General features: G+C 59.3%; 17 protein-coding genes and 2 pseudogenes. 7 read left to right on the forward strand and 12 right to left on the reverse strand.

Going from position 1 to position 24,684, the window contains the following annotated elements; translation table 11 throughout:
* Positions 1-489 precede the first annotated feature (489 nt).
* Positions 490-1,503: an acyltransferase family protein gene (locus QEN71_RS25445; protein ID WP_233472092.1), complete on the forward strand. Its 1,014-nt coding sequence runs from the start codon at positions 490-492 to the stop codon at positions 1,501-1,503.
* Positions 1,504-1,973: 470 nt separating this feature from the next.
* A complete protein-coding gene (locus QEN71_RS25450; RefSeq protein WP_201659016.1) occupies positions 1,974-2,888 on the forward strand; it encodes a transcriptional regulator in 915 nt (304 codons plus the stop codon).
* Between the two features lie 106 nt (positions 2,889-2,994).
* Here QEN71_RS25450 and QEN71_RS25455 read toward each other — a convergent pair.
* A pseudogene (locus tag QEN71_RS25455) lies at positions 2,995-3,951 on the reverse strand (hypothetical protein); the annotation flags it as partial.
* Between the two features lie 480 nt (positions 3,952-4,431).
* On the opposite strand from QEN71_RS25455, the gene QEN71_RS25460 reads away from it, so the two are divergent.
* Complete coding sequence (locus QEN71_RS25460) at positions 4,432-5,973, forward strand: mannose-1-phosphate guanylyltransferase/mannose-6-phosphate isomerase (RefSeq protein WP_201659011.1); 1,542 nt, start codon at positions 4,432-4,434, stop codon at positions 5,971-5,973.
* Between the two features lie 641 nt (positions 5,974-6,614).
* Here the strand turns inward: QEN71_RS25460 and QEN71_RS25465 are convergent.
* The 4 genes from QEN71_RS25465 to QEN71_RS25480 form a co-directional block, all read right to left on the reverse strand.
* Positions 6,615-8,423 carry a tetratricopeptide repeat protein gene (locus tag QEN71_RS25465; protein WP_201659008.1) on the reverse strand — a complete coding sequence of 603 codons (1,809 nt, stop codon included), beginning with the start codon at positions 8,421-8,423 and terminating at the stop codon, positions 6,615-6,617.
* 177 nt (positions 8,424-8,600) lie between these two features.
* A complete protein-coding gene (locus QEN71_RS25470; protein ID WP_201659005.1) occupies positions 8,601-9,056 on the reverse strand; it encodes a hypothetical protein in 456 nt (151 codons plus the stop codon).
* A 254-nt stretch (positions 9,057-9,310) separates the two neighbouring features.
* Entirely contained in the window at positions 9,311-9,796 is a 486-nt protein-coding gene (locus QEN71_RS25475) for a hypothetical protein (protein WP_201659002.1), read from the reverse strand.
* A gap of 15 nt (positions 9,797-9,811) precedes the next feature.
* Positions 9,812-10,072 (reverse strand): hypothetical protein, encoded by a 261-nt coding sequence (locus tag QEN71_RS25480; RefSeq protein ID WP_201658999.1) that lies wholly within the window; start codon positions 10,070-10,072, stop codon positions 9,812-9,814.
* Positions 10,073-10,104: 32 nt separating this feature from the next.
* Here QEN71_RS25480 and QEN71_RS25485 point away from each other — a divergent pair.
* A pseudogene (locus tag QEN71_RS25485) lies at positions 10,105-10,299 on the forward strand (ATP-binding protein); the annotation flags it as partial.
* 733 nt (positions 10,300-11,032) lie between these two features.
* Here the strand turns inward: QEN71_RS25485 and QEN71_RS25490 are convergent.
* The 7 genes from QEN71_RS25490 to QEN71_RS25520 all read right to left on the reverse strand — a co-directional run bounded on the left by QEN71_RS25490 (position 11,033) and on the right by QEN71_RS25520 (position 20,317).
* Positions 11,033-11,428, reverse strand: coding sequence for an Imm72 family immunity protein (locus QEN71_RS25490; protein WP_201658996.1), 396 nt, complete (start codon positions 11,426-11,428; stop codon positions 11,033-11,035).
* Between the two features lie 111 nt (positions 11,429-11,539).
* Positions 11,540-12,328 carry an IS21-like element helper ATPase IstB gene (gene istB, locus QEN71_RS25495; RefSeq protein ID WP_201662941.1) on the reverse strand — a complete coding sequence of 263 codons (789 nt, stop codon included), beginning with the start codon at positions 12,326-12,328 and terminating at the stop codon, positions 11,540-11,542.
* A 6-nt stretch (positions 12,329-12,334) separates the two neighbouring features.
* Positions 12,335-13,858, reverse strand: coding sequence for an IS21 family transposase (gene istA, locus QEN71_RS25500; RefSeq protein WP_201662938.1), 1,524 nt, complete (start codon positions 13,856-13,858; stop codon positions 12,335-12,337).
* Between the two features lie 256 nt (positions 13,859-14,114).
* Positions 14,115-14,792, reverse strand: coding sequence for an Imm71 family immunity protein (locus QEN71_RS25505; RefSeq protein ID WP_201651035.1), 678 nt, complete (start codon positions 14,790-14,792; stop codon positions 14,115-14,117).
* Between the two features lie 98 nt (positions 14,793-14,890).
* Positions 14,891-16,225, reverse strand: coding sequence for a type VI immunity family protein (locus QEN71_RS25510; RefSeq protein WP_201651034.1), 1,335 nt, complete (start codon positions 16,223-16,225; stop codon positions 14,891-14,893).
* A 51-nt stretch (positions 16,226-16,276) separates the two neighbouring features.
* On the reverse strand, positions 16,277-17,527 hold the full coding sequence (locus QEN71_RS25515) for a VRR-NUC domain-containing protein (RefSeq protein WP_201651033.1): 1,251 nt from the start codon (positions 17,525-17,527) through the stop codon (positions 16,277-16,279).
* Between the two features lie 21 nt (positions 17,528-17,548).
* On the reverse strand, positions 17,549-20,317 hold the full coding sequence (locus QEN71_RS25520; protein WP_201651032.1) for a type VI secretion system Vgr family protein: 2,769 nt from the start codon (positions 20,315-20,317) through the stop codon (positions 17,549-17,551).
* 1,611 nt (positions 20,318-21,928) lie between these two features.
* Here QEN71_RS25520 and QEN71_RS25525 point away from each other — a divergent pair.
* From QEN71_RS25525 to QEN71_RS25535, 3 genes are all read left to right on the forward strand, one after another.
* Positions 21,929-22,948 carry an integrase domain-containing protein gene (locus QEN71_RS25525; protein ID WP_201651031.1) on the forward strand — a complete coding sequence of 340 codons (1,020 nt, stop codon included), beginning with the start codon at positions 21,929-21,931 and terminating at the stop codon, positions 22,946-22,948.
* A gap of 94 nt (positions 22,949-23,042) precedes the next feature.
* Entirely contained in the window at positions 23,043-23,498 is a 456-nt protein-coding gene (locus tag QEN71_RS25530) for a hypothetical protein (protein ID WP_201651030.1), read from the forward strand.
* A 127-nt stretch (positions 23,499-23,625) separates the two neighbouring features.
* Positions 23,626-24,378 (forward strand): hypothetical protein, encoded by a 753-nt coding sequence (locus QEN71_RS25535; RefSeq protein WP_290468224.1) that lies wholly within the window; start codon positions 23,626-23,628, stop codon positions 24,376-24,378.
* Positions 24,379-24,684 lie beyond the last annotated feature (306 nt).

Below are 24,684 nucleotides of genomic sequence, written 5' to 3' on the forward strand. Positions count from 1 at the left end.
ACCCAACGCGCTTTGCAGCGAAAGACGCCCGTCTATCTCGTTGGTTGCGTAAGCAGCTATCGGTCTTCGGGGCGCTACCACCCGTGCCGGGCGAATTTGCCGGTCGGGCGTCTGTACGGCACCGAACGGTAGCACTTTCACGTAAATACTACCATCCGCAAGCGGACCGTCGCGGATGGTCATTCGCGTGCTGTTTTACCCATTTGCTGTCCGGAAACAGGCGCTGATTCGACTTCGGGACGCTCCACGTCCGTATCTTTCAGTACCACGATCCCAGGACAGAATCCGACGCCCCGGTGACGGAGCGATGCGGAAGCAGCGACGCACGACTCCGTAAGTAGAACGTAATAGGCACGATACCCTCAGCGTTTTTTGACTGCTGCGACGGTATCGCGTGCCTCATCACGCTCGGCACAGAGCGTCAGGTGTGATTGACTGATCAACAGGTGAGCGATGCGCCGGCTGAACTCGATACGGATCCTTCGCGCGGTGACAGCGACGACTGTCGTCGTGCACCACGTCCTCATACAGGACGGTCAGGTGTTCGGCCAATTTCGCGTCGACGTATTCTTCGTACTAAGCGGATTCGTGATCGCACTCGCGCTCGAAGCCAGCACGATCAGCGTACGCGACTTCATCGTGAGCCGCGTCGTGCGGATCGTGCCGCTCTATTGGCTCGCGACGCTGCTGGTGTTTTTTGGCGCCCTGCTGCGGCCCGATCTTTTCAATTCGACGATCGCCAGCATCCCCGGACTGCTGAAATCACTCTTTTTCATTCCGTACAGGAAACCGAGCGGCCACGTGTTCCCGATGCTGTTCGTCGGCTGGACGCTGAACTACGAGATGCTGTTCTACGCGGCTTCCGCGCTTGCGCTGTGGCGGTTCCGGCGGCGCCTGTCACTCGTACTCGCGGCGATCACGCTGCTGCTCGCCGGGCTGTTCTTCGTCGCGAATCTCGCGCACTCAGACAACGCGGTCGTCGCGGTCCTCGCTTACGACCGGATGCTCGAATTCCCGTTAGGCTTCGCCGTATGGTACGTCTGGAAGAAAGGGGTGCGTATTCCCGTCGCGCTGGCGGCGCCCGGCGCCGTTGGCATGTATCTGCTGATGACCTGGCTCGAACGGGCATGGCCGGACATCTCCCCGCTTCTGGGAAATGGCCTGCCCACCTGCCTGCTGCTGATGAGCACGTTGAGTCTCGAAGGCCTCGTGGTGGACAGTGCGCTCACGCGCGGCCTGCTGTATCTCGGCGACGCGAGCTACGCGATCTATCTCAGCCACCCGTTCGTCGTCGAGGGGATGCGCAAGCTCGTTCCCAAAGTCGCGCATGGTTTCGATGTACGCTCGCCAGCGGGAGTAACGCTTGCGATCGTGGTGGCCTCCACGTTCGGTTGCGCCGTCTATCGCTACGTTGACAAGCCGTTGCAGCGCGCACTGCGTCGTCTGATCAACGTCAAGCGTCTCGTCAATGCGCCCACGAATAACGAAGCGCCTGTGCGGTAAGAAAGATGAGCACGCTGTGAGCGCGGGCTGATGCCCGCTTGCTTCCGTCATGCGCGAAGTCGTCGCCCGTCCGTTGCTGTCATGGTGAACGCTCAACATCGACGCGCAGAGCGTCAACGATGATTCGTCGCCACATGGCGCTACCGTTTCATGCATGCGATGACAGCCGCGACAGGCTCAGCCTTTGCGACATCCCGTGTCGTCGTATCGAATGTGTGTTCGATACGGGACGCACTGTGAACGCCACGATATGCCCTTGCCGCGGGAGCGGATCGCCTTCATCGCGCCCATGCGGTTGACTGCACCCCGCCAGAGGGTGCGCTAGCGCACCGAACGCGTGAGATCCGAAGTGTGATCGGCTTTGCCTCAGGTGTACGATTTCTGCAAATTCCGCCCATAGGGTGGCGCTCGATTCTGGCGCTATCGGATCTCGTATTCCCCACGGCTACCTGACTGCAAGGAGCGATCGCATGGACATCTCCCTGGATTCCCTCGTCCATGAAGCGGCATTACCCGACAAATGGATCGACGCCGATGCTTCGGTGTTTCGAGCGTGTTTCGAGCGGAAGAGCTTCGAGGTCGCCCACCACATGGCATCTCATCCGCGCTTCCAGCTCGATCATCTGATGGAACTGACGGAGCGAACCTTGAGGACGCGCCCTTCTGATCTCTATTACGACATGGGTGACGTCGTACCAGGGCAAAAATGGAAAGATACGAATCATGCGTTCTCGCCGATGGATGCATTGAGTCAGCTGGAAGATTCAAACGCCTGGTTCATTCTCCGGGACGCGCAAAAAGATCCGGCCTACACCGAGCTGTACCGGCATGCGATCGCCGAGGTCAAGGATATGATTGGCGGCGACATCGAATCGAAGATCAGGAACGAAGAGATCATTATTTTCATCACGTCGCCCAAGCGGGTGACGGCCTATCACATCGATCGCGAATGCAATTTCATTCTTCAGATTCACGGAGAAAAGGATTTGTATCTGTTTGATCGGGAAGACCGGCAGGTTCTTCCGGAGGTGGAAATCGAGCGATTCTGGACGAAGGACAATAACGCGCCAAACTATCGGCCGGAGCTGCAGGACCGGGCACAGTTGTACAGGCTGGCTCCGGGGAATGGCGTGCATGTTCCTGTCAACTGCCCGCACTGGTTGAAGAACGATAACAATATTTCGGTAACGCTAAGCGTCAACTTCCAGTTCGTCGACTCGATGCGAAAGGATGTTTATCGCGCCAACTATTACCTCAGAAAGCTTGGACTCAACCCCTGTCCGCCTGGACGAAGCGCGGTGAGGGATCGAGCCAAGGCCATGGCGTATTCGACGGCACAATCCGCCCAGCGAGCGATCAGATCGGCGCTGCATAGAGGTGGTTAGTCCCTGACCGGCCGATCGACCTGGCGAGGGCCGGTGTCGTCAAGCGGCCCGCCGACACCGACCCGCCACGACCTCGCGAAGCGCTTGAACCGGCTCGCGCGAGCTTTCAGGCGGTCTCCGGATGTGCCGCAATGAAGTTAGTGAAGGCGTCATACGGCTGACTTAATATGGTGCCGTCGATCATCAGCCCGAAGGTCTCGTCTCCGCTATCGAGTTCGTAGTACATCACCGACTGGATGTTTTTTGTCCTTCGGGCCGCGAAGTAGCTGGCAAGCTGTGTACTGATGTAGCTTGCCCGATAGGCCGCTCCCTTTTCGGGCCCCGTGTTCCACTCGGTGAGCAGGAACGGCACACCATAGCGCGCCTGGCAATAGGCAGGCAGATCGAACCGGCGACCCGATCCGTCTGAGCCGATGTTGAGGATGTCGCCATAGACTTCGAAGTTGTGCCATGTCGTCATGTCCCACCGTACGACCGGATGACCGCTGGAACCATCGGGCTGCACGCCGTCCCAGAGGGCGTCGGAGGCACCGATATCGGCCACGGTGAAATTGACGCCGCACTTCGCCGCCGGTTGCGCGGACTTCACACCGTCGATCATTCCGCGAATGACGCCGCGCATGACGGGCCAGTTCGTGTTGTTGAAATCCGCGGCCTTCGTGCCGGCCGTGGTGGGGTCAAGGACGATGTCCCCTTCCCGTGTCAGTTCATTGCCGCACTCGTACATCGTCACGCCGTACGGCGCGAGCGCTGTCGCGACGGTCGCCGCGCACGATCGTCCCCGTTCGTAGGCGATTGATTCGCTCGCGTACATGACGCGGCTGGCGTCGTAGATGCTGAGATCGATGAGCACGAACAGCGTCAGCCCTGCCGCCTGCAATGCCTGCGCGAGTTTAACGACGGCCTTCAGCTGCGCCGGGTCGTCCGTACACCCGAGACGATACGTCGAGCAGCCCATGCGCTTGATGATCGTGACGACCTGCGCAGCTGTGTACCGGTAGTCGTAGTGTCCGTTGATACCGTAGAACGTGCCCGCGCTGGCAGCCGTGACGACGTGAGGATCGTTGGCACCCGCGCCCGCGCCCGAGCCGCCGCCGCAACCGCCAAGCACATAAGTGCCGCCAAGTGCCGTCAGGCTGCCGAGAAACTGACGTCTTCTGAGCATGTGATTTCTCCACTGCCACGCTGCGGGCGACAGATCGTCGAGACGGGCGGGTACGCAAGCGCATCGTCAGCGCCTGGGCGCGTCCGTTGGCCGCGCAGGTCCTCCTCACTGCCGCGTCGTCATCTGTGACGGACAAGAAGTAGTCCTGGCGGGCCGTTGACGTTGTCACGGAAACGCTCCGGAGAAATCAACACGCTCAGAATAGGCCGGAAGGAAAGCGACCTGTATTGGACCTTGGTCCAATAAGGGCGGCATCTGATCGCTCCTTCCCGGCTTTCTGTGCCCGGACGCACAGAAATCCTGCGCGACGATTGGTCCAATGGCCAGACGTAACGGCGCCGCGTCATTCACCCTGACCGCGGCGTCTCCGGAGGAAAAATGAACGTCATTGCAGAAGCAGTCTCACCGGATGCGCTCGCGCACGACACGCAGCTTGCCTGCGTCGTGCAACCCGTCGTCCTGGCAGGCGGCTCAGGCACGCGCCTGTGGCCGCTGTCGCGCGAACAATGCCCGAAACAGCTGATCGGCCTGACGAGCGAGGAATCGCTGCTCGAAGCGACGTTACGCAGAACGCAGGGGCTGCGCGCGCCCACGCCGGACCGTCCCGCGCCGCACGCCGTCAAGACGCAGCCGACGCTCGTCGTGTGCAGCGAGGAACTGCGCCTGCCCACGAAAGAGCGGCTCGAACGCTGCACGAGCGATTCGCGCGTCGTGCTGGAACCGGCGCCACGCAACACGGCCCCCGCGCTGACGGTTGCCGCGCTCGCGGCGATCGCGGCAGCGCCAAAGGGTGAAGATCCCGTGCTGGTCGTGATGCCCGCCGATCACCTGATCGCCGATACGAATGCCTTCGTCGCCACCTTGCAGCAGGCCATCCAGCACGCGCTGGCCGATGCGATCGTCGCGCTCGGCGTGCCGCCGGAGCGCGCGGAAACGGGCTACGGCTACATCAGGACAGGTGCCGCCGCCGACGGACACGGTGCACGGAGCATCGACCGCTTCGTCGAAAAACCCGCGCAGGAGCTGGCGGAACAGTATCTCGCGTCGGGCGAGTACTGGTGGAACAGTGGCATCTTCGTGATGCGCGCATCCGTCTGGCTCGCGGCAATCGCTGCATGCCGGCCGGATATTGCCGCGGCATGTCGGGTGTCGTACGAACAGGCCACGGTCGATGGCGACGGCACGGTGCATATTGACCGTGCCGCGTTCGCGGCCTGCCCCAGCGACTCTATCGATTACGCGGTCATGGAGCGCATCGGCAACGATCCGAAGCTCGCAGGCGTCATCGTGCCGCTGACGGCCGGCTGGTCCGACGTGGGCGCGTGGGACGCCGTGTGGGACGTCAGCGCGAAAGATGACGCGGGCAATGTGGCGCGCGGGCGCGTGCTGCTCGAAGGCGCGAGCGATACCTACGCACACTCGGAAGGACGGCTCGTCGCGTGCGTCGGGGTGTCGGGCGTGGTGGTGGTCGAGACGGCCGATGCCGTGCTCGTCGCCGCGAAGGATCGCGTGCAGGACGTCAAGGCGATCGTGAACCGGCTGAACGCGGCGAAGCACACGGAAGCGAAGGTGCATCGGAAAGTGGAGCGGCCGTGGGGTTGCTACGACTCGATCGATCACGGCGAGCGTTTTCAGGTGAAGCGCATCGTCGTGAAGCCGGGCGGCCGGCTTTCGCTGCAGATGCATCATCATCGCGCGGAACACTGGGTCGTCGTGCGTGGCACCGCGCGCGTGACGCGCGGCGACGAGACGTTCCTGCTCACCGAGAACCAGTCGACCTACATTCCGCTCGGCACGTTGCACCGGCTGGAGAATCCGGGGAAGACGCCGCTTGAAATTATCGAGGTGCAATCGGGTGGGTATCTCGGCGAGGATGACATCGTGCGCTTTGACGATCAGTACGGGCGCACGGGAACCTGACGCGCAGCTATCCGGTGCTGCAAACGCAAGCCGTCCAACGCGTCGGTGAAATCGACGGATGTCACCTTAAACGATCGAATCAGAGGTACATCTGAACTCTGCAAAAACCGCAAGGCACGCTATGAAGCATCGCACTCGTAGCAACCTCACTCCTCTCGCTCCGCTTTTTTGCGGAGCGGAGCGGCGCGCCTCGTCGCACAGGACGAGCAATGCACCATTCAGATAGCGCGACATCCTCTGAAGCGGCTGACAAGGTCGAGTACACCGGATAATGGAGACGAGAATCGCTTTTTTCGATTCTCCAATGACTCAGAAGCGCCGTCGTGAAAGACAGACCCCGGTCCGTTGGAACTTTGAAAACGGACGTAGCTTCCTTGACGACTTGAATGGCTCCAATGGTCCGCGGCTGCGTGAAAACGCGAAAGCATCCGGTTTTCGAGCGTCGCAGCCCCTTCCCAAGTCGCCACTAAAGCGACACGTCGCGGCCCGAGAAGGCGACATTCGAGAAGCCTTTCCTGCCAGCGCGTTTTCCATACTTCCGCGACCGGATCAGCGCATCCGTCGTCGGTCCGGAAGTCCCACCCTCGCCGCATCGGTTTACGTGAGTTTCTTCTGTAACCGACAAACCTGGTCGCAACAGATCATTCGGGAGTAGAAAACCGATATCCCAGCGCCTCAATCGCGCCGAGCTCATGCCGCGCCAAATCTTTCTCTATGAAATCAGCCGGACATCTGTCGATTGCTGCCTGAAATGCATGTCGGGCATCATCGGTCAATGACCGGACGAATTTCTGTTCGCCAACATATGCGGCCGCTTCACAAAGCTGTCCCTGTGTGGCTGTCGTCGCGCCAGTGTTGGCAGCCTTCATGAGCTGGTCCTCCCCCATCGAACCGAGATAGAAAGCGAACACGGGATAGGGCCACTTCGTGTGGTCCATTGTGGAGGCATAAACGGCCAATTCATGACGATCGTCTATATTCAGCTTCATAGCACAGAGATGAAGCCATAACATGACATACGGAAGCTGGTCACCGTTTTCATTGGCGCGACTCGATTTGGAAACTCGCAACCATTGGTTGAAATCGCTTTGTGCCTCCCTATATCGGGCACGATAGAAGGCAAGTATGCCTCGATGCTGGAGAAGATGTAGATTGTTCGGGTCTGTGCGACCTGCAATTTCATAGTCCCTTTGGGCAGCGTCGTGGCGACCAAGCGCGGCAAAATCGTCGGCGCGGTAAATTCGGGCAAGCGTCGACTTTGGGTCGATCCGAAGAATTGTCGTGTAGTCGTCAATTGCCGATGTGTACGCATCTGCCTCTTCGAAAAGCCGTATGCGAAGCCAGTAGATCTGGGGATTGTCGGGCTCGATCTGGCGCGCTACCTCGAGATCGGCCTTTGCTCGTTCCAGATTGCCACTTCGCCTTAAGACGTCCGAACGCCTCAAGTAATTTTCCACATTGCGTGGCTGGATGTTTATCGCCTGCGAATAATCCTCTACCGCCGCGTCATCCCGACCTCTCGCTTCGAAACTGGCCGCCCGCATGCGGTATGCGATGACGTTCGTTGGGGCCAGCTTTATTGCTATCGAAAACTCTTCGCTCGCTTGCCAGTATTTGTTTGTATCAAAGTAAACGAATCCAAGTCGTGTATGCGGTGCGTCGTCGTTTGGACTCAGTCTTGCCGCCTCAGTGAAATCACGCTTCGCCTTCACAAAATCTTTCTTTCCATCCCAGGCAACACCTCGGTCGAGCACCGCATAAAAATTGTTTGGCGACGATTTCAGCGCAATGTCAAACTCCACGATCGCTTCATCGAATCTTTTGAGCCGATTGAGGGCTTCACCTCTTCCGATGTGAGCTAGCGGAAATGCAGGAGAGGCAGCCATTGCTGCATCGAAGTCGATCAGCGCCTCCTCATAGCGATGCTGACGGTTGTAGACCAAGCCTCGCCCCGTATAGACACCGGGCTGACGGAATCCGAGGCCAATCGCACGATTGAAATCAATGAGTGCAGCGCCGTCATTGCCACGAGCATAGTCTGTATATCCGAAGCTGTTCCACGCAACGGGATCGTCAGGGTGCAGTCGAAGAGCTTCCTCGAGGTCGTCTGCAGAACCCGCGAAGTCATTAACTTCTCTACGCACGTCCCCACGCTTGATGAGTGCCGCCGCGTTCGGTTTGAACTGGAGCGAGCGCGAGAAGTCGTTAATTGCGGCTATGTGCTGCGCGTGCCTTTCGTGCCCCAGCCCGAGTAAAAAATAAAGCGAAGCGCGGACATCAGACTGCAACGCCGGATTGTCCGCATTTTCCGAGCCGAAGATAGTTTGTGCAATCAGATTATGCCGGTACTGCACACTCTGCAAACCGAGATTGACAGGAACGCCAGCAGCGGCGCGTACGTCCGGTAGGGCGAGTAGCAGCGCCAACAGAATAGGTACGTTGAACTTCACCACGGCTCCGTCTGAAAGGGACCTCGGTAGTATCGGCTGATAGCGGCGAACGTTCATCGTCGGTAGTTTAAAACGGCCGTTCGCTGTACCGACGCTGTGCAGAACACATCGGCTCATCGACCAATCGGCCTTTTTTCCGAAAGCTCAACCAGTCAAAAAGAGCCGTATAAGATTTCCTCAGGGTGCCGTCTTCTTTGCCAACACGAGGTAATGCGTCCGACCGTTAGTGTCTTCGGTATATTCCAGAAGGAAATCGCCAACTGGTACCTGCATGTCCGGGAACCCCTTAATCACTCCACCATCTTTGACCGTTCGGTCCAAATCCGTTACCGAGCCGAGATTGTAGAAATTGATTCCATAAGCTGGCGCGTCGCACATCACAGATGCGTACTTGCCATTCTTCACGAAGTAGCCGCGACACTTTTTGTTGCCTCGCAAGACGGTAGAACCGGACGTCGCGCCCGTCATTGTCACGTCCGGACCGGAGACTTCGGCGGATTTCCGCCGAACAATCACGCTCGTAAAGTGATGATCGTTGCGACGGCCATCGACCACTTCGTATGTGCCGATTAATGCGTCTGTCGCGGCATTTAGATCGGATCTTTGCTGTTCGGCAGTGCGGGAATCGTGCACGCTCACACAGCCGGACAAGGATAGAACTGCGCAAACAGAAATGAAGTAACGAGGACGCATGGTGCTTATAAAGTGTCAGCGGTAGCGCGATGATTGATCTTCTCTTTGCGCCATACCGTTGTGCAGTTGGAGGTGCTCCGACCAGGAGCAGGTTGAGTTCAACTTAAAACAACCTTCAGCGAACTTTCAAGGCTTCAGCGCCGAAAAACGTATAAGCAATAGGTTCGTGCAAAAGGAGAAGGTCGACTCCCGTCCTACTTGACGGTTACACCGGCCAGTTGACCAATGCCGTCGGCAGTTTGAGTGCCGACATTCCGCGCAACCACCCCCAAACCGCCCACAACCGAGATACCTGTATCGGCAACATCGAAACCGGTGCCCGCAACAGAAACAGTCCCAGCAATGTGGTCGCTACCGGAAAGGACACCAAGGAGGATACGCGCCGCAACGGGTCGTGTTTTGAACTCACTGACACGAAGGGTGACTGGCGCGCCGGCCGGTGTGACCGGGATACAAATCTTCGTCATTTCCGTGCGGAATGCACCCAGTAGTTCCTTCTTGGCTTCATCTGAGATCTCGAAAGATCCCGGATCAATCTGAAGGTCACTTACGCCCTTGGCGAGCGCGACAGTTACTTCGTGGCCGCGCTCGGGCGGGAGTTGCGTCATCGTCGGGCTGCCGGCGCATGCAGCGAGCAACACAGTGCCGATGATCGAAGCGGTGATAGCACGTACTTTCATGTCAACCTCTCAGAACTATTGTTTATTGTCGTCCTCCGCCATCACCAGTTCCCCTGCCCCTTGGCCAAAAGCTTGTTTTTGGTGTAGCGACAATGAAGCGTGGACGGTCGCACATGCGATATCGGCACGATCGGCTATCTTCTTTAGCTTGACCAAGCACTCGAAAAAAGACTGTCGGTGCTTTTCCCGGGTGTCGGCCTGATCCACCGTGACGTCGCGATTAAGTTGCTGTACCGCGCTGCCAACATGGCATATCGTCTGAAGGCTCAGATCCACGTTCGCAGTGCTGAGGGCACAATGTGTCGGTGTCGGGCGTTGGCAAGACAGACCTCGCGAGTGCACTGGCCTATCGGGCAACACAGGACGGTATCAAGACGCGATTCATCACAGCGGCAGACCTGATGATGCAACTGGCGATGGCGAACCAGCAGAATCGATTGCGAGAGCTCTTCAATCGGGCGGTCGTCGGGCCGAGGCTTCTCGTCATCGACCAAATCGGCTACCGTACACGAGCCGCCCGGAATTGGCTTCGTGTCCGCACATGAGCCGTTGCAGAAATACTGCTTTGGCGCGGAAATCTGGAGCCGCTGGACAACCTCGCGCTGCCGATCGTCGAGGAGACTCGGGCGAACCTGATACAGCAGCTGATGAAATCACGCTTCATGCAAAAAGCGTTGACGCGGTCGTCGGAAACGACTGTACGCGAGACCATTGCGGATACGTCATGGAATACGAATCAGATCGCAAGGATTCTCGCCATGTCATTGAGGAAAACCTCGCGAACGAGGTATTGCACGGGACGGCGTAATACATCCGATAAACGCCCGGGCCGGTGTTAGGGCGCGACCTCTTCTGTGAGAGTGCGCCGCGTCATCGGGACGCCTCACCGGTACAGCTCAGAGCACGCTCGAGCAACGTCATTTCGGGTAGTTCGTTAAAGCCAGCACGGTGCCCTGGGCGAAGGCGAAGACGCACACCACGCATACTGACTATGTTCCGCCACGTCCGCGTCGGCCTGCTCGCGCGCGCAACGGGCCGGCCAGAACGCTTACCCCCTCTCCGCACGGCGTCATGCATTAACCCGCACGACGCCTCAGCCAGTCAACCTTTTACCAGTTCCATCTGACCCGGCTCGCTTTTTCTCAACCACCGGGCCCCGGTCATTGACCATGGCGATTAGCCGCACCTTGCCCTCTTGATTCATTGCAGTGGGACACGCAATGCAGCCGCAAAAACCTAGCTTTGCCTGATGAGTTGCCACGTTACCCAGTGCACCCTCTTTTCTCCGAGATTATTCCGGACCAACAGATCTGGCATGACGGTGCCCGCAGCAACGCTAACCGGTTCGGCATCGTAGCCCTTTGCGGCCCAGAGTCCGGACAGGGGACAACGGTCACCGGTTCTCACTTCGCCGGGATCGGCCATCACAGCAGCTTGTGGGGAAGGCTCAGGCACAAGGAAGTACCCTGATTCGTCAGGTACGTTGCCATCTCTATAACGGGTATCCTCCCACAACAGTTGCCAGTATGTGCTGACTCGCTCTGCGCGGGAAGTTGCTTCGTTATAGGGCCCCGTGATCCTGGGAGCTCTGGTTTCCCTCACAAGATAATTGAAACAACCATTGTTTCCCACCGCTTTCTCACCCGTGGGAATGAGGCTGTCACGGATCGGCGTAATCGAGCCGGGGATGATCGGCGTAATGAGGCCACCTGGAATGGCCCCGAAACGCGATTTCGAAGGGACTCAAGAATGCGTTTTTTTGCCTGATTTTGCAACCACGTTTTCGCCGTTTTCGGGCATCGGTTTCGGCTTGCGGAAGCTCTCACCCTCAATGACGACACGGTAGGCGCCGTGCCGTAGCCGATCGAGCGTGGCAGCACCGAGGATGCGGTTGTCGGGGAATGCGTCGCCCCATTCGCTGAAGTCGAGATTCGACGTCAGGATAGTTGCCGCGCGCTCATACCTGGCGGCGATCAGGTCGTGGAAGTCTTCGTCGTGGGGCGCACGCAGGGGTTTGAGTGCAAAGTCATCGACGATCAGCACCGGAACGCGCACGAACTGCTGCAACTTGCGTTCATAGAGCTCAGTCGCCCGTGCTGCATGCAGCTTCTTGAGCAATTCGGTTTGCGTGATGAACAGGACATCGCGGCCCTGGCGTGCGGCGCAGTGGCCCAGGGCCTGCGCGAGATGCGACTTGCCGACGCCGGTTTGGCCGACCATCAGCACGCAGACCTTCTCGTCGATATAGCGGCCGGCGGCGAGATCATAGATGTGAGCGCGGTTGAGTTTGGGCACGCGGTCGAAGTCGAAGTTCTCGAGCGTCTTGCCTAGGGAGAAGCCAGCGCGGGCGAGCCGCACGCCGAGCTTCTTCTGCTCTCGCCGCGCGACCTCGTCGTGCAGAAGCGTGGCGAGGAACTCCGTGTAGGCAAGTTGCCCGTCGATGGCTTGACGGTTGCGTTGCTCGAGCGAGTCGAGGATGCCCGAGAGGCGCAACTGCTTGAGGATCGTGTTCAGTTCTGGACTGGGATGCATAGGCGTTCAATGGATCAGAAGGGAATGGAGGTCACGGCCGAAGCGGCCGCCGTTCAGATAGGTGTCGGCAGGCGCCGGCGTCGGCGCTGGTGCTGCGGTGGGCTGGCTGTCCAGCCCCTTGTCGAGGATCGCCTTGACAGTGCGGTACTTGGGGCTGGCGAACACGAGCGCACGCTCGCACGCAGCCTCCAGCCGTTGATCGCCGACCTTCTCGCGAAGCCTCAAGACGCCCTGCGCGCCGCGCAGGTTGACGAGCACCTTGTCGTTGAACATCGCGAGAACGAGCGCGTGGCAGGCTGGCCCGATATCCTTTGCCCGCGCCAGGCACCACTGTGGATCGTGCTCGAGCCACGCTTGCGCTTCAGGCGGCTGGTGGTCACGCACCGTGTGGCGATCGCCGGGCTTGCGCAGGCGCGGATGGGTCGCGACGAGCTCATGGCGGTGGAACACCTGCACGACCGTGTCGGTCGCCTTCAGCCACAGCTGCTTGCCAACGAGCGTGAACGGCACCGAATACAGTGCCTTCTTGTAGACGACGTGCCCGTCGGTATGGACCTTGACCTCGCACCATACGGCCAGCACTGGCGGCACATCGGGCAGTCTGGCGAGCAGTGGCTTCTCGATGGCGAAACGTGCAAGCGGCTGCTCGCGCGTCGTGCCGTGCTCGCGCGTGCCGGCCTGCTGCATCACCCAGTCGCGCAATTGACGGTTGGCGTCGGCGAGATCGCGGAATTCGCGCAGCGGCACGAAGGATCGTTTGATGTATTTGACTCCGGCCTCAACGACGCCCTTCTTCGCAGGATCGTGTGGAGGGCATGCATCGATCCGGAAGCCGTACCCCTCGGCCAGCGCGGCGTACGAGCGCTGTACCTCGGGGTCGTACATGCACGCCTTTGTGATCGCGCACTTGGCGTTGTCGATGATCACGCGTTCGACGCGGCCACCGAACCATTCGAAGGCGCGCCGGTGACAGGCCAGCCACGTCTCGACCGTCTGATCCAGCACGACCTCGGCGTATTGATGACGCGACCAGCACAGCGTCATCACGAAGAACCATGTCTTGAGCAGAACCCCGGACTCATGCGTGAGCACCGGACCGGCGCCGAAGTCGACCTGTGCGGCCTCGGCCGGTGCGAACTCCAGGATCGTCGTCGCTCTCGCGCCGCGCTCGGCCTTCAGGTGCAGCAGGAAGCGCCGCACTGCCGAATAGCTGCCCGTATAGCCGTGGTTGCGCTGAAGCGCGTTGAAGATCGTCGTGCCCTGCACGTCGGCGTCATACCAGCCGCGCACCAGATCGCGAAACGGTTCAATCGTGGAGACGCAGCTACGCGGCAGCTTCGGATTGCGTCCGAAGATCGCTGCCAGTTCGGCGTCGTCCGGCAAGGGCCGACCGGGATCGAGCCAGCCCCGAGCGAGCGCGACCTGCCTGACGGTCTTCAGCTTCCCACGCCCCATCAGGCGTGCGCTGGCAATGTCACGGTCGGAATCGCCCTGACGCATGCGCGCCAGAACCTGTCGATACTCAAACACTTCGAACCTCCTTCGACTCATCGGCCCTCCGGGCAAAAAGCCTGAAGGTACCGGGTTGTGGAAATTCGAAATGCGTTTCGGGCTGCCGCCCGACAGAACACTGAGCCCGCTACGTGGCTCGATTACGCCGATCCTGCGGTGGCTCTAATACGCCGATCATCGAGTGGCCCGATTGCGCCGATCATGCACTGGCTCGATTGCGGCGATCATCCGGTGGCTCGATTACGCCGATCCCGGAATGGCTCGAATATGCCGGTCAGTGACAGAGGCCGAGCAGACGATCCCGTCGCACGGTGACCGGTTCCCAGATGCCATCGACGGGCACGCTCTCACCCGTTTGAATCATTACATCCTGCGGCCCCGGAACGGGCGGCAATGTGGCTGGAAAGACCGGGTATGGCAGTTCATAGAAGCCGTACCTGTAGGCGTCCGGACTCAAAAGCGCGCCTGCGTTAGACCAGTAAGCTCCCAGATGTACCGCGCTAAAGTCGATCTCCAGTGGTGTCTGGTCGCCATGAAATCGGGACGCAAGCATCAGCTGATTGAGCGCTTCGACTTTCGAAGGGTAAGGTGCTAGCTGCATTCCACGCTCCCAGTAGTCAGGGTCGCGATAGAAGTTCGTGAGGATCACCCCGCTTTCCCGCTTCGCATCGTAGAGCGGCTGTCCGATACGCCATACGAACCGATAGCCCTTTGCGAGATCCTCCAGCCCCTTGTTGTAGCGGCTCAAGATGTCAAAAATGCGTGGAAGCTTGTCGGCCTCCATCTGTTCCCGCTGGCTTCGAGGCCATGTCTTGACCGCATTCTCATATGCGTGCGCAAAGCCTTCCCAAGCATCGCGCTTTTTCTGCCACAAGCTATGGCTGGTCAGCCGCTTGAGTAGCCAGAACACTCGACGCCCGGTCTCGTCATCATTCATCTCGTACAGTAGCATTGCATTGCTCAACTTGCGTCCTGCGCCTCGATCGGCGTGATATCCGAATGATGGATGCCGCTTTCATCGCATATACGCACGATTGGCTCAAGCAATGTTCAGGCAGTGTCATCCGTCGACTTCTGCCAGAATGTCACGCCCCACTGGCTGCCTTCAATGACTGGCATGGTTTCTCCTGCCGAGAAGTATCTGCGACTCCCGGCCTTGGCTGGTGTATGCCACCAGCCGGCTTCAGGACACGGTTCTCCACCCATGATGCTCCGGGTGCCGTCGCTCGATGCGGCAACCGCGGGTACGACGGCCGGCGCAGAGGAAAGTGGCGCTGCGTCCGGAAGATCAAAGCGCGCCTCCCAGACGCGCGTCGCTTTAGCGTTGGCGCTTGGTAGGTCGGGTACGTAAGTATGCAGCGCATCCGGGGCCGGGTTGCGAAGAACCCGTATGACGCTATTCACGAACACATACGGTTCGGGCAAGCCTTCCTCAGGCGCGCCGAGTCGTGGAAATTCACCTGCACGGATCAGCAGGCATTGTCCGATCCGTTCGACGGCAATATCCGAACGCGCCAATAACGTCCTCAAGATACGCTCTCCTCCCATCCGGTCAATGAAAAGCTCTCCAAGGAGGGTGTACCAGTTCACGCCTTTGATATAGCCATATCGGCCAACTTTTGCACCAGGCTTCAGATAATCATAGAAGGCATCCATTTTGGACATCGACTCGCCTTCATATGAAACCGGATCGTATTCCTGGCTTTGTGAAAAGGCGTAACTGTCGATCTCAAGACCGCTAAAACGCTGGGCAAGGGTCCATTCCTGAGGCAAATACTGATGGAAACTGAACGGAAGAATCGGCGACAAGCCGCCGTAGCCGCCGCGCACAGGCAATTGTGCGCACACGAAGCGCAGCATCTCTTCGTATTGCGCCAGCCCGTGCGCTGCCGCAACCAGATCCATTGGCACATGGAACTTGAGATACGACAGCCCGGATTCCTGCCCCTTGGCTATGCGCATGCCAGTGGGAGAAACATAGTCCTCGGGCAACGCAGTCGCGGTTAACGTGGCAATTGCATATTCGGCCGCAGTGTCCTGATCGGTTGCGCTTGAGCGCACGACGCTTACTTCCTGCCACGGTGGCGTTTCGGTGATTGCCCGGCGGATTGACTCGACGCCTTTGGCTGTACGCTTGTTGAATTTGCCAAGGTCCGAGTCTTTGCCGCCTTTCAAATGCTCGCCAAAGAGATGTTCGAATCGATCGAAACACGCGAGGATGCCACTGCGAACGGCAGGTGTCGATCCGCGCTCGAAAAAAACCGTCGCGATCAGACCCGGCAATACCACCGTGCGATCGTCCGATAAGCGGAGGTTAAGTGCATCCCGGTAACGTGCCAGCGCCTGTGCGGGAGTCAAAATGGCCTTTGAAGTCGAAGAGGTCATGGTCAAACGTGCAAATTCGTTTCAACGCGATCATCGAGGATCGTCCCAGATTCAACCCTGTGTCGCAACGGCAGCCGCGCCAACTGCCAAAGCGAGCGCCGCGGCTCCAGCCGCACTTGCAGTCGACACGATCGCCACGAGCGCCGCCAGGATCGCGACAAGTGCCTCAGCTAACACGAACGCTATTGCCACTGCGGCGACTATCACGACTACGACAGCAACGCCTTTGGCAAGCGTGATACCCACTTGTCCCCAGTCGATCTGCCTGAGCATTTCCCAGGTCATGTCAGTCCTGCGTACAAGCTCCTGCCAGCCGGTTTTCAGTTGCTGCGCCGTATAACGGGCAATGGCGTTGCCCTGCTCGTCGACCCACGTCCAGACCGCACCAGCCTGATCTGCGATCCATCGGCCGGCAGCAAACATCCACGGCGCTTCCTTGTGCAACCATGCTTTCGTCTCCTCGCACAACGCGCTCGCACCTTGCTTGGCGCTATCCCACATCGCCGCTACGGCACTCTCGACATCACGCACTGTGCTGGCATCGGGAATCCAGTCTTCGTACCATGCAGGTTGCGCGATCGGTTGCTGCGTGCGTACGGGAGCGCGAAGCCGTTGAGCAGATGCGGATTGGGCCGGTTGTGATGCAGGTGAGCCAGCGAGTGCACGTTGCCGTGCCGTCTCGAGATCTCCGTCGCAATCGGAAACGTCGAGCACGCACATCCGTTGCCTGCTACCCGCTATCTGCTGGTAGGCATTCTCCTGTCCCATGCCCCAACTGTCGCCAGGAAACTTGATTTCGACGAGACGCAGGAGATTGTCGGTGTGTGGAGCACCGTCAAGATCCACCGGTCCACGGCCTGGCCAGCGATCTCCGGGGTTCTTCGCAATGATGACATCGGGTCGTCGCAGGAACCCCGCCTTCACCCCACGGGGAAATGGATTCAGACTGTGTCTGCGACCCGGGCCCTGCGATTTGTCGCTGGCCAGAATAGGAATGGGCGCGTCTAGACCCCGGGTAGCAATCGAGGGCGTCATATCAAAACTGACTTCAGCCTTATACATCCAGAGGAAATCTGCCGCGTATTCATCCCGGCGAATGACCATCGACACGACCACCTGCTTGAGCAGATTGGTTGTCGTCGATCCGTCTGGCAGACGAATCGTCACGATTCGCGGCGCCTTCAACGCATATCTCACCTTTTCCGCGAGATAGCCCTCGGAATTCGGAGGCAATCTGGCGTATTCCGGCCGTTCCTCAAGGATCGTGCATGTGGAACCGGCTGGCTCAAGCGTGGCGCCCATGAATAAACTCTCGCTTTTTGATCAGGTTGCAGCTGGTTCGTCGTCGATGAAATCAGCAGGGATCGACCCGCTGCCCCCACCGGCGAGCTGCCAGGGTTGCGTCGCCCGTTTTGTCGCCTTCAGGGCCTGCAGGTGGACGTCTTCGGCGTTTCGCGTAAAGACAGGTAGTGTCTCGCCTCGACCGTTTGTGAATCCCGGTAGCTGGAGCCCAGATGCAGTGGTCAGTTGATACGGATGCCTGATGAGAGGCGTACCATCGACTTCACTCTGCAAGACGTATTGCGCACGATAGCCTGGCTTGAACGTCGGGAGTGGGTACTGTTGTTCTGTGGGGCCCGCGAACGAATGCCGCGCACCCTTGAAGTCGATCTTGCCGGGCGCATGCATCTCGATGTTGCCGTCGCAAATGCGTATATACGCGCCGCCCGAAGTCAGCAGCACATCCTGTTTCGCGGCAGCCTCGATCCGGTCCGTGGCTGAGATCAGCTTCAGGGTCTTCTGCGCAGTGACTTCGAGGTTATCCGACTGCGCCTGCACTTCCACCTTGCCCTTCGCCGCAAACAGCTTCATGCCCGCGTTCTGCACGAACAGGCTGATCTTCTCGCCCACGCTTGCAATCAGCGATTTGCCCGCAGCGATATGTGTGCTCTGTCCGCTCACCAGATTGGTGTGTTGTGTCGATGCGAGATGCGCCGACTGCTGCGTCGAGATCGCGAGTCCCGCAGGCGTCGCGAACAGCATGATAGGTTCCTTGAACGCGTTCGCGTTGCCCGTCCCACCGCCTGCCGTGTTACCGCCGCTGCCGCTTGCACCCGTTACGCTGTTCTGCGTCGCGTCGCTGAACGCCTTGAGCGCATCCGTGCCGTCTGTCAACGGCTCAGCCTGATGCGTCCCGCTTGCCGTCGACATCGCGTCAATCACACTATGCGAATTCTCGAGTTGCGTGCGTGCCGCGCTCACATCGAGCGGCTGGCTTGCCGCGCCGTTCGCAGGATGGGTCGATATATACAGCCCTTGCGACGCGCGCACCGCGCCATACGCATCCGAATTCAGATCGAAGCCGCTGCCCAGATACGCGCCACGCGAGTTGCCGTTCTGCGCAACCAGATAGCCCAGATGCAGGAACGAGTTCGCGTTGCTGCTATAAAGCTGCACACGGTTCTGACCCGTCGCATCGTCCATCACCATCTGGTTGTAGCCGCTGCCCTGGTACTCTTTCGAGCGGTAGCCCGAGAGAATGCCATTCGAGTGCCATTGCGGCGTCTTCGCGCCGTTGTATGCGCGCCCTGTCACGACGGGCCGGTCGCAATCGCCGTCGAGCCAGTTGACGATCACTTCCTCGCCGACACGCGGTACGTGCACGCTGCCGTAGCCGCCGCCCGTATCGGACATCGCCACGCGCACCCAGCACGACGCATTCTCGTCGCCCTGATTCAGCCGATCCCAATGGAAGCGCACCTTGATGCGATTGAGTTCGTCGGTATAGACCTCTTCGTTTGCAGGTCCGACGACGGTGGCCGTCTGCAAATGCATCTCCGGCTTGCGATGCTCGAACGGGCTGCGATACGGAATCATCTTGCGCTGCGCCTCGACGCGCACCAGGAAGAATCCTTCGCTGCCGTCGCTGCTGCCGTTCACTGCCTCCGATTGCACGCCGTGCTCTGCGCGCGCCCCCGCAACGACGCCGTTCAGGCTATGCGGGAAATCCGTCGTGCCCGCCGAAACGGGCAGGTTGTTCCCGATCACCCATTCGACGGCGATCACCGCAAATTGCCGCTCCTGCGCGCCACCCGCGTTGTGCTCCGGATGATTCGCGAGTTCGAACCAGCGGCCCGCGTCGACGCCGCGCACCGAGCCCACGCCGTCGAAACGCCGCGCGCGCGATTCCCACTCTTCCATGCGCACTTTCGACAGATGATCGCCGCGGTCCTGTGCGCCATATGTGTAAGCGCCCGTGTACTCGTACACTTCGGCCTGTGCGGGCAAATCGCCTTGCGTGGTCATCGTCGGCACCGAAGTGCCCTTTGGATTGGCCACACTTGCGGGTGACTTGTAGTCGAAGGTGCGCGTGGTCAGCGTCGTGCTTTGCAGCGTGCGTGTGCCGCTCCATTGCACGAACGCATCCATCTCGCTGTTCGTTCCCGCGCGGTAGAAGTCCACCGTCTGCGGATTCATCGGTTTGAGCGCACCGATATCGTCGGTGATGACGAGCGTATGCGATTTGCCGTCGTCGGCCTGCTCGATATAGCTAAAGAGCCCCTCGGCTTCCATCAGCCGATGACAGAAATTCCAGTCGCTTTCGTATTGCACGCAGAACGAGCGCTGGGCGAGCGGTTGGTTCAATGCAAAGCGGAATGCGCCCTGCGCGTGCGGATGTGCGTTGAATACGTCGGTGAGAATCGCGTCGGCAGTTTTATCCTGCCAGATGCGCGCGTCCTTTCTGAAGCGCAGGAAATGCAGCCACGACGTAAAACCGATCTGATAGCCGGTGATCGCGCTGTCGGAACCGAGACGCCGCGCGGTATGCACATAACCGTGATGCGGCCGATAAGTGCGGTCGAATTGCTGGATCCACAACGTAACGGGCTGCGCAATCAGCGATTTGAGTTCGATACCGTCGCGCGACGATACGACGTCGACGGTAAAGGCGCTGTCGCGGCCTAACGCCGCACGTCCTAGCGCGCGCTGCGGTAGCAGGACATTGGCGCCCAGCGGCGTGTCCAGCTTGAGTAGCCGGTCGGTCTGCGTCAATCCGCCCGTCATCGCCCCGATTATGTCCTGCGCCCTCATACCGCCTCTTTTTAATCCGATTGTGCCCACGCGCTACCGCGCGATAATACAGAATTAAAGACGTAAATCGCAATTGCATTTTAAAGACAATGTGAAACGATGCGTAATGGGAGTTTTACGTAAATGCAACTCGAATATTAAAAAATGGTGAAATCGAGATTTGACAATTTTTTGTGAGACGCAAATGCGCGGGATGCCGTAGTCGATCGAGCGCCTTTCCATGGACTGCCCATATAGTTGCCGTCGGCTTGCCTCGCAAAAGCAACTACGCAAAGCGCTATCTAGTTTTTCTCTCAACAGCGACCCGGTATTGCGAAATCCGTCGCCGCACGTGCTGCTCAAAAAGCCAAAGGCCTCTCTCTCAAGGTTTAGCCGCATCATCTCCGTTCTACGTGCCGTTTGATAGCGGGCGTTTGCATTGAAATCGAGACCGATTGGCGGTGAAGCAACCCCTCATTTACTCGCGAGTCAAAACCGTTTGTGCCGACGCCACTGCCTTCGGAAGCGTTGGCGTCCGTAGTCTGCAGCCGGCCGGATGGCCGTTCTGATGCGAGCCTGAGCATCGGCTGCTCGAAGATGCCTGCCAACGCAGAAGACTGCCACGTTGGCTGACTCTTGGCAGGTATGTCGCCCTTTCAACAACGGTATTACCGTCGCCCCCGCACCCGACGGGTCTCGGCCAGCCCAACGCACCGGACGTAGCGACTTGCGCCCGATTTGCACAAAGCGATAAAAATTTTTGGAGGTGTCGCACATTGCCGCTTGACTCGCGACCACGATCATGTTTATGATTCATCCGTCTGAAGTATTAAGCTTTCCCCTGGCCCGAGGTTACGGGAGTAGCACCGTGCTTTACGCACAACTCCAATGAAAAATGATGTACCTTGAGTTTTGGTACGTTATGAATTGCAGCATGAAGCCTTAAGGTTCGGTGGCAGCTATTACCACCGTTGGAATGCATTAATGCACAGTACGTGACGACCTCAGCCATGAGTCTCACGGGATTTGAGCAATGCAGTCCGCCATGCGCCTGCTGGCGCCCTCCGAAGACCCCTCATCAATCAGTACATCAAGTGAACGGTTGTTTCCGCGACGCGGAGCAGCCTCTTCTCTTCTCATGCTGCGATGCTTCGCATCGCGGCATTCTGCAAGCCCCTCGACGCAGCTATGCGTTAGAGATCGCCTGAACGGGCGCGCCTCAAGCCATTGAGCGCGTCCTCGCATTCCGCGAGGCGAAAATCTGCGGGCTCCACTCCCAATTGGCGTGACTGCAACAATTCCCTCCCCGAGGGACCCCATCTTAACGGTTTCCGCCCATGAATCCGCAAGCGTCGCGCGCACACCGCCCTGCCCCTGGGCGGCTCGTTGCATCGACGCACCTGACATCCGCACTGGCATCGCATCGCGCCGCCTAGGGGCCGGCGCACCCGTCTCAGAGACGCTTCTCTGACTAACTAAATCTTTTTAGGAGTACAAATCTGCACGCCCTGGCGGCTCCTTGCATCGACGCACCTGATATCCGAACTGGCACCGCGTCGCGCCTCCTAGCGGCCGGTGCACTCGTCTCAGAGACACGCTCTGATTACCTAAACGTTTTTAGGAGTAGAAATCATGGGTCAAAAATCGCGCCTTTCCCACGCATCGCGCAACTACACGCACTTCAGAGGCGGCGCCGCACAAACGATGCAGAATCGTCTGCGACTGATTGAAGCGTTGTGGGCCTTTATCGCGTTGCTCGGCATCAAGCTCAATCACATCCGTGATACGCCCCTGTGGTTGATCATGCTTTTTGTGCAAACCCGGCTGTGTGAGGGTATCCGGCCAGGGCATGCACGCAACATGACGTCGGCTATTCGGGTCATTCTGGACGAAGCGGGCTGCTCAATGGTCAACACCACGTGCTCCAACGATGCCCTTGGGGTGCCGCGCCGAGATCGTAAAGGGGCCCATCGCGCGCAGACGCGCGCGGAATTCGAGCAGACCATTATCCGCGCACAGGCTGTCGATGAGGGACTCGCCCACCACCTGAGCCTGATGTACATCCTCGGACTGCGCTCTGTCGAGGCGCTGCGCAGCGCACACGAACTCGCAGGCTGGCTTGGATTGCTTCGCGCAGGTGCGGACCGCTTGCCGTTTCAATACGGTGCAAAGACAAACCGCCTGCGTCAGATCGAGATCATCCCGGGCGCGGGGGAGGAAACTGTCCGGATCATTGAAGCAGCATTGGCGTATTGCGAGACACACAACGGCAATCTGATCACCGGTGTGGATGCTGATCTGCGGACGTCGCGCGACCGGCTCCGCTACCTGCTCAAGGCGGCCCGAATTTGCGGACAGCTCTCGTCTCATTCCTTGCGCTACTCCTATTCGGTCAACCTCGCGCTTGGGCTTCTCGATGGCGGAGTCAGCGAAGAGGAAACGCTCGACCGTGTTTCCGCTGCGCTTGGACATGGCGCGCGCGCACAGATGATCCTCAACACCTACCTGCAGGAGATCCGGGACCGTTTTGCAACCGTCGTGATCCCCCGGCGTCCCTCGCGCAACCCAGGCGGCAGTGTTCGCGGCCGCCATCTGCCTGGGCCGCAAAGGATGATCCGTTCGAATCGGCGGCTCAAGTTCAAGAAGGCTTAAAGCAAACACTCCTGGCGGACCCGCTAATAGCTCGCGCCCGCCAGGGCCACCCAATGAAACCCCACTTGCCAGCTATTTTAATCAGGAGATTGAAATGACCGAAATCCATGCTGCTGTCGCCAACGACTGGCTTCAAGACAGGGCACGCGAGGTAGCCGAAGCTGAAGGATGGGATGAGACCGCACAGCGCATTCTCATTCCGAAATGGCAATTCTTTACCTCCTACGTCCTGACGTACGGAGAAATACCGGGATCCTTGAGCGACATCCGAGCGGAAACGCTCACTGCTTTCTCCCGGCACTGCGACCTCGACGGTGGGGTCCCCTTCGCGGAAGCTCCCCTCATGCTCGCCGCCGTCCGCCTTGTCCTGCTGCGTAGCGGCTACGACACGGAGGTGCTCGCAGCATTGAGCGCCCCGCGCCGCCGAAAGCGTGTAAGAAACAAAGGCAAAACGTATCGTCACGAGATCACGCGCCCGGACGACCCGGCGTGTGCGAAAGCGGCGGCCAGCAGTCCCGGCACGTCGCAGGCAGACGCGGAAGTGTTCTGACGTGATCGTCACGGGCTACTGCATCCGCAACGGCTCCCGGGCCGCTGTGCAGTAGCCTGCCATCCCCTTCCGACATAACCAATGCTTGCGTTTTCTTAACCACTCAAGTTCACGATAAGGACTACAAATGCATTCGATTACTATACTTGCCCGCACCTCGAACTCCCTCACTCAAACTGGCATCGCGGAGATGATGCATGGCTATCGTGCCGCAAGTTTCAGGCGTCTCGAAGCGGGTGTGCACGATCAGTCTGGCGAAATGGATACGCTTGCCCGCTCGCAGGACGAGACGGGGGAGTCCTATTGCGCTCTCATGGCCAGTCCGAATGGGGGACTGCTGGATGTTTCGCCGGACAGGCACCCGGATCTGACGACGTTCCTCGAAGAACGTAAGGACACGCTTCTCGAACTCGCCTCCCTCGTCGTGATTGTTTCGCCGGACGGAGAGGCACAGGGTCGCGCCATCGCGCTGCTGGACGCAATCGTGCCGTTCAGCCTGGAGCCCGGCCAGTGCAGCCTGCTTCTTGTCGACTGCCCGCGCAATATGCCCCCCGAGTCTGCGTTCGGCGAGATTCACGCGTACCTGCGCGACAAACCGCTCGACGGACTGATCGTTCCCGCTGTGATGCCCGCATCGCGCGCCTTCGAAGAAGCACAGGTTCACAAGCTTTCGGTCAGCGCGCTCGTCAATGCCACCGACATCGAAGGCGAATTTCGTGCGGCACGTGAAAAAGGCGCAGGGGAAAAAAAACTTCAGAATCTCGGGCGCCGTCTGATGGCAGCACGCGCTGTCGTTGCCGCTGCACGTGAGTTTGAGCGCGTCTACGACGCACTCGGACTGCCGCGCACGAAGCGCATCGTAGACGCGAGTGCATCTTAACTACCTGCCGATAATCCCTGAACGCCCACCGTCATGCGCTTTCGACTAGCCCGCGCTGATGCCTGCCCAGTAGCGAGCGTCTCGCCCGCCGCACCTCCGAGAGCTAATGCGGGCGGGAGGGTTGTCGCGCAGATGAAAGACAGTTTCGGCGCCGGTCGCTTCTTCAGACGGGCTATCCGTGCCTATCTGTGGACGCACGTCATCAGACGATGTGATGCGCTTTCGCGCGCAACGCATGATGGTTGAAGCCGCTTCTAGCAGACACACGTACCCAAATCTCCGGGGCCCATGCCAGCAAAGGACAGA

The organism is Paraburkholderia sabiae (genome assembly GCF_030412785.1).
GTDB classification, from domain to species: Bacteria; Pseudomonadota; Gammaproteobacteria; order Burkholderiales; family Burkholderiaceae; genus Paraburkholderia; species Paraburkholderia sabiae.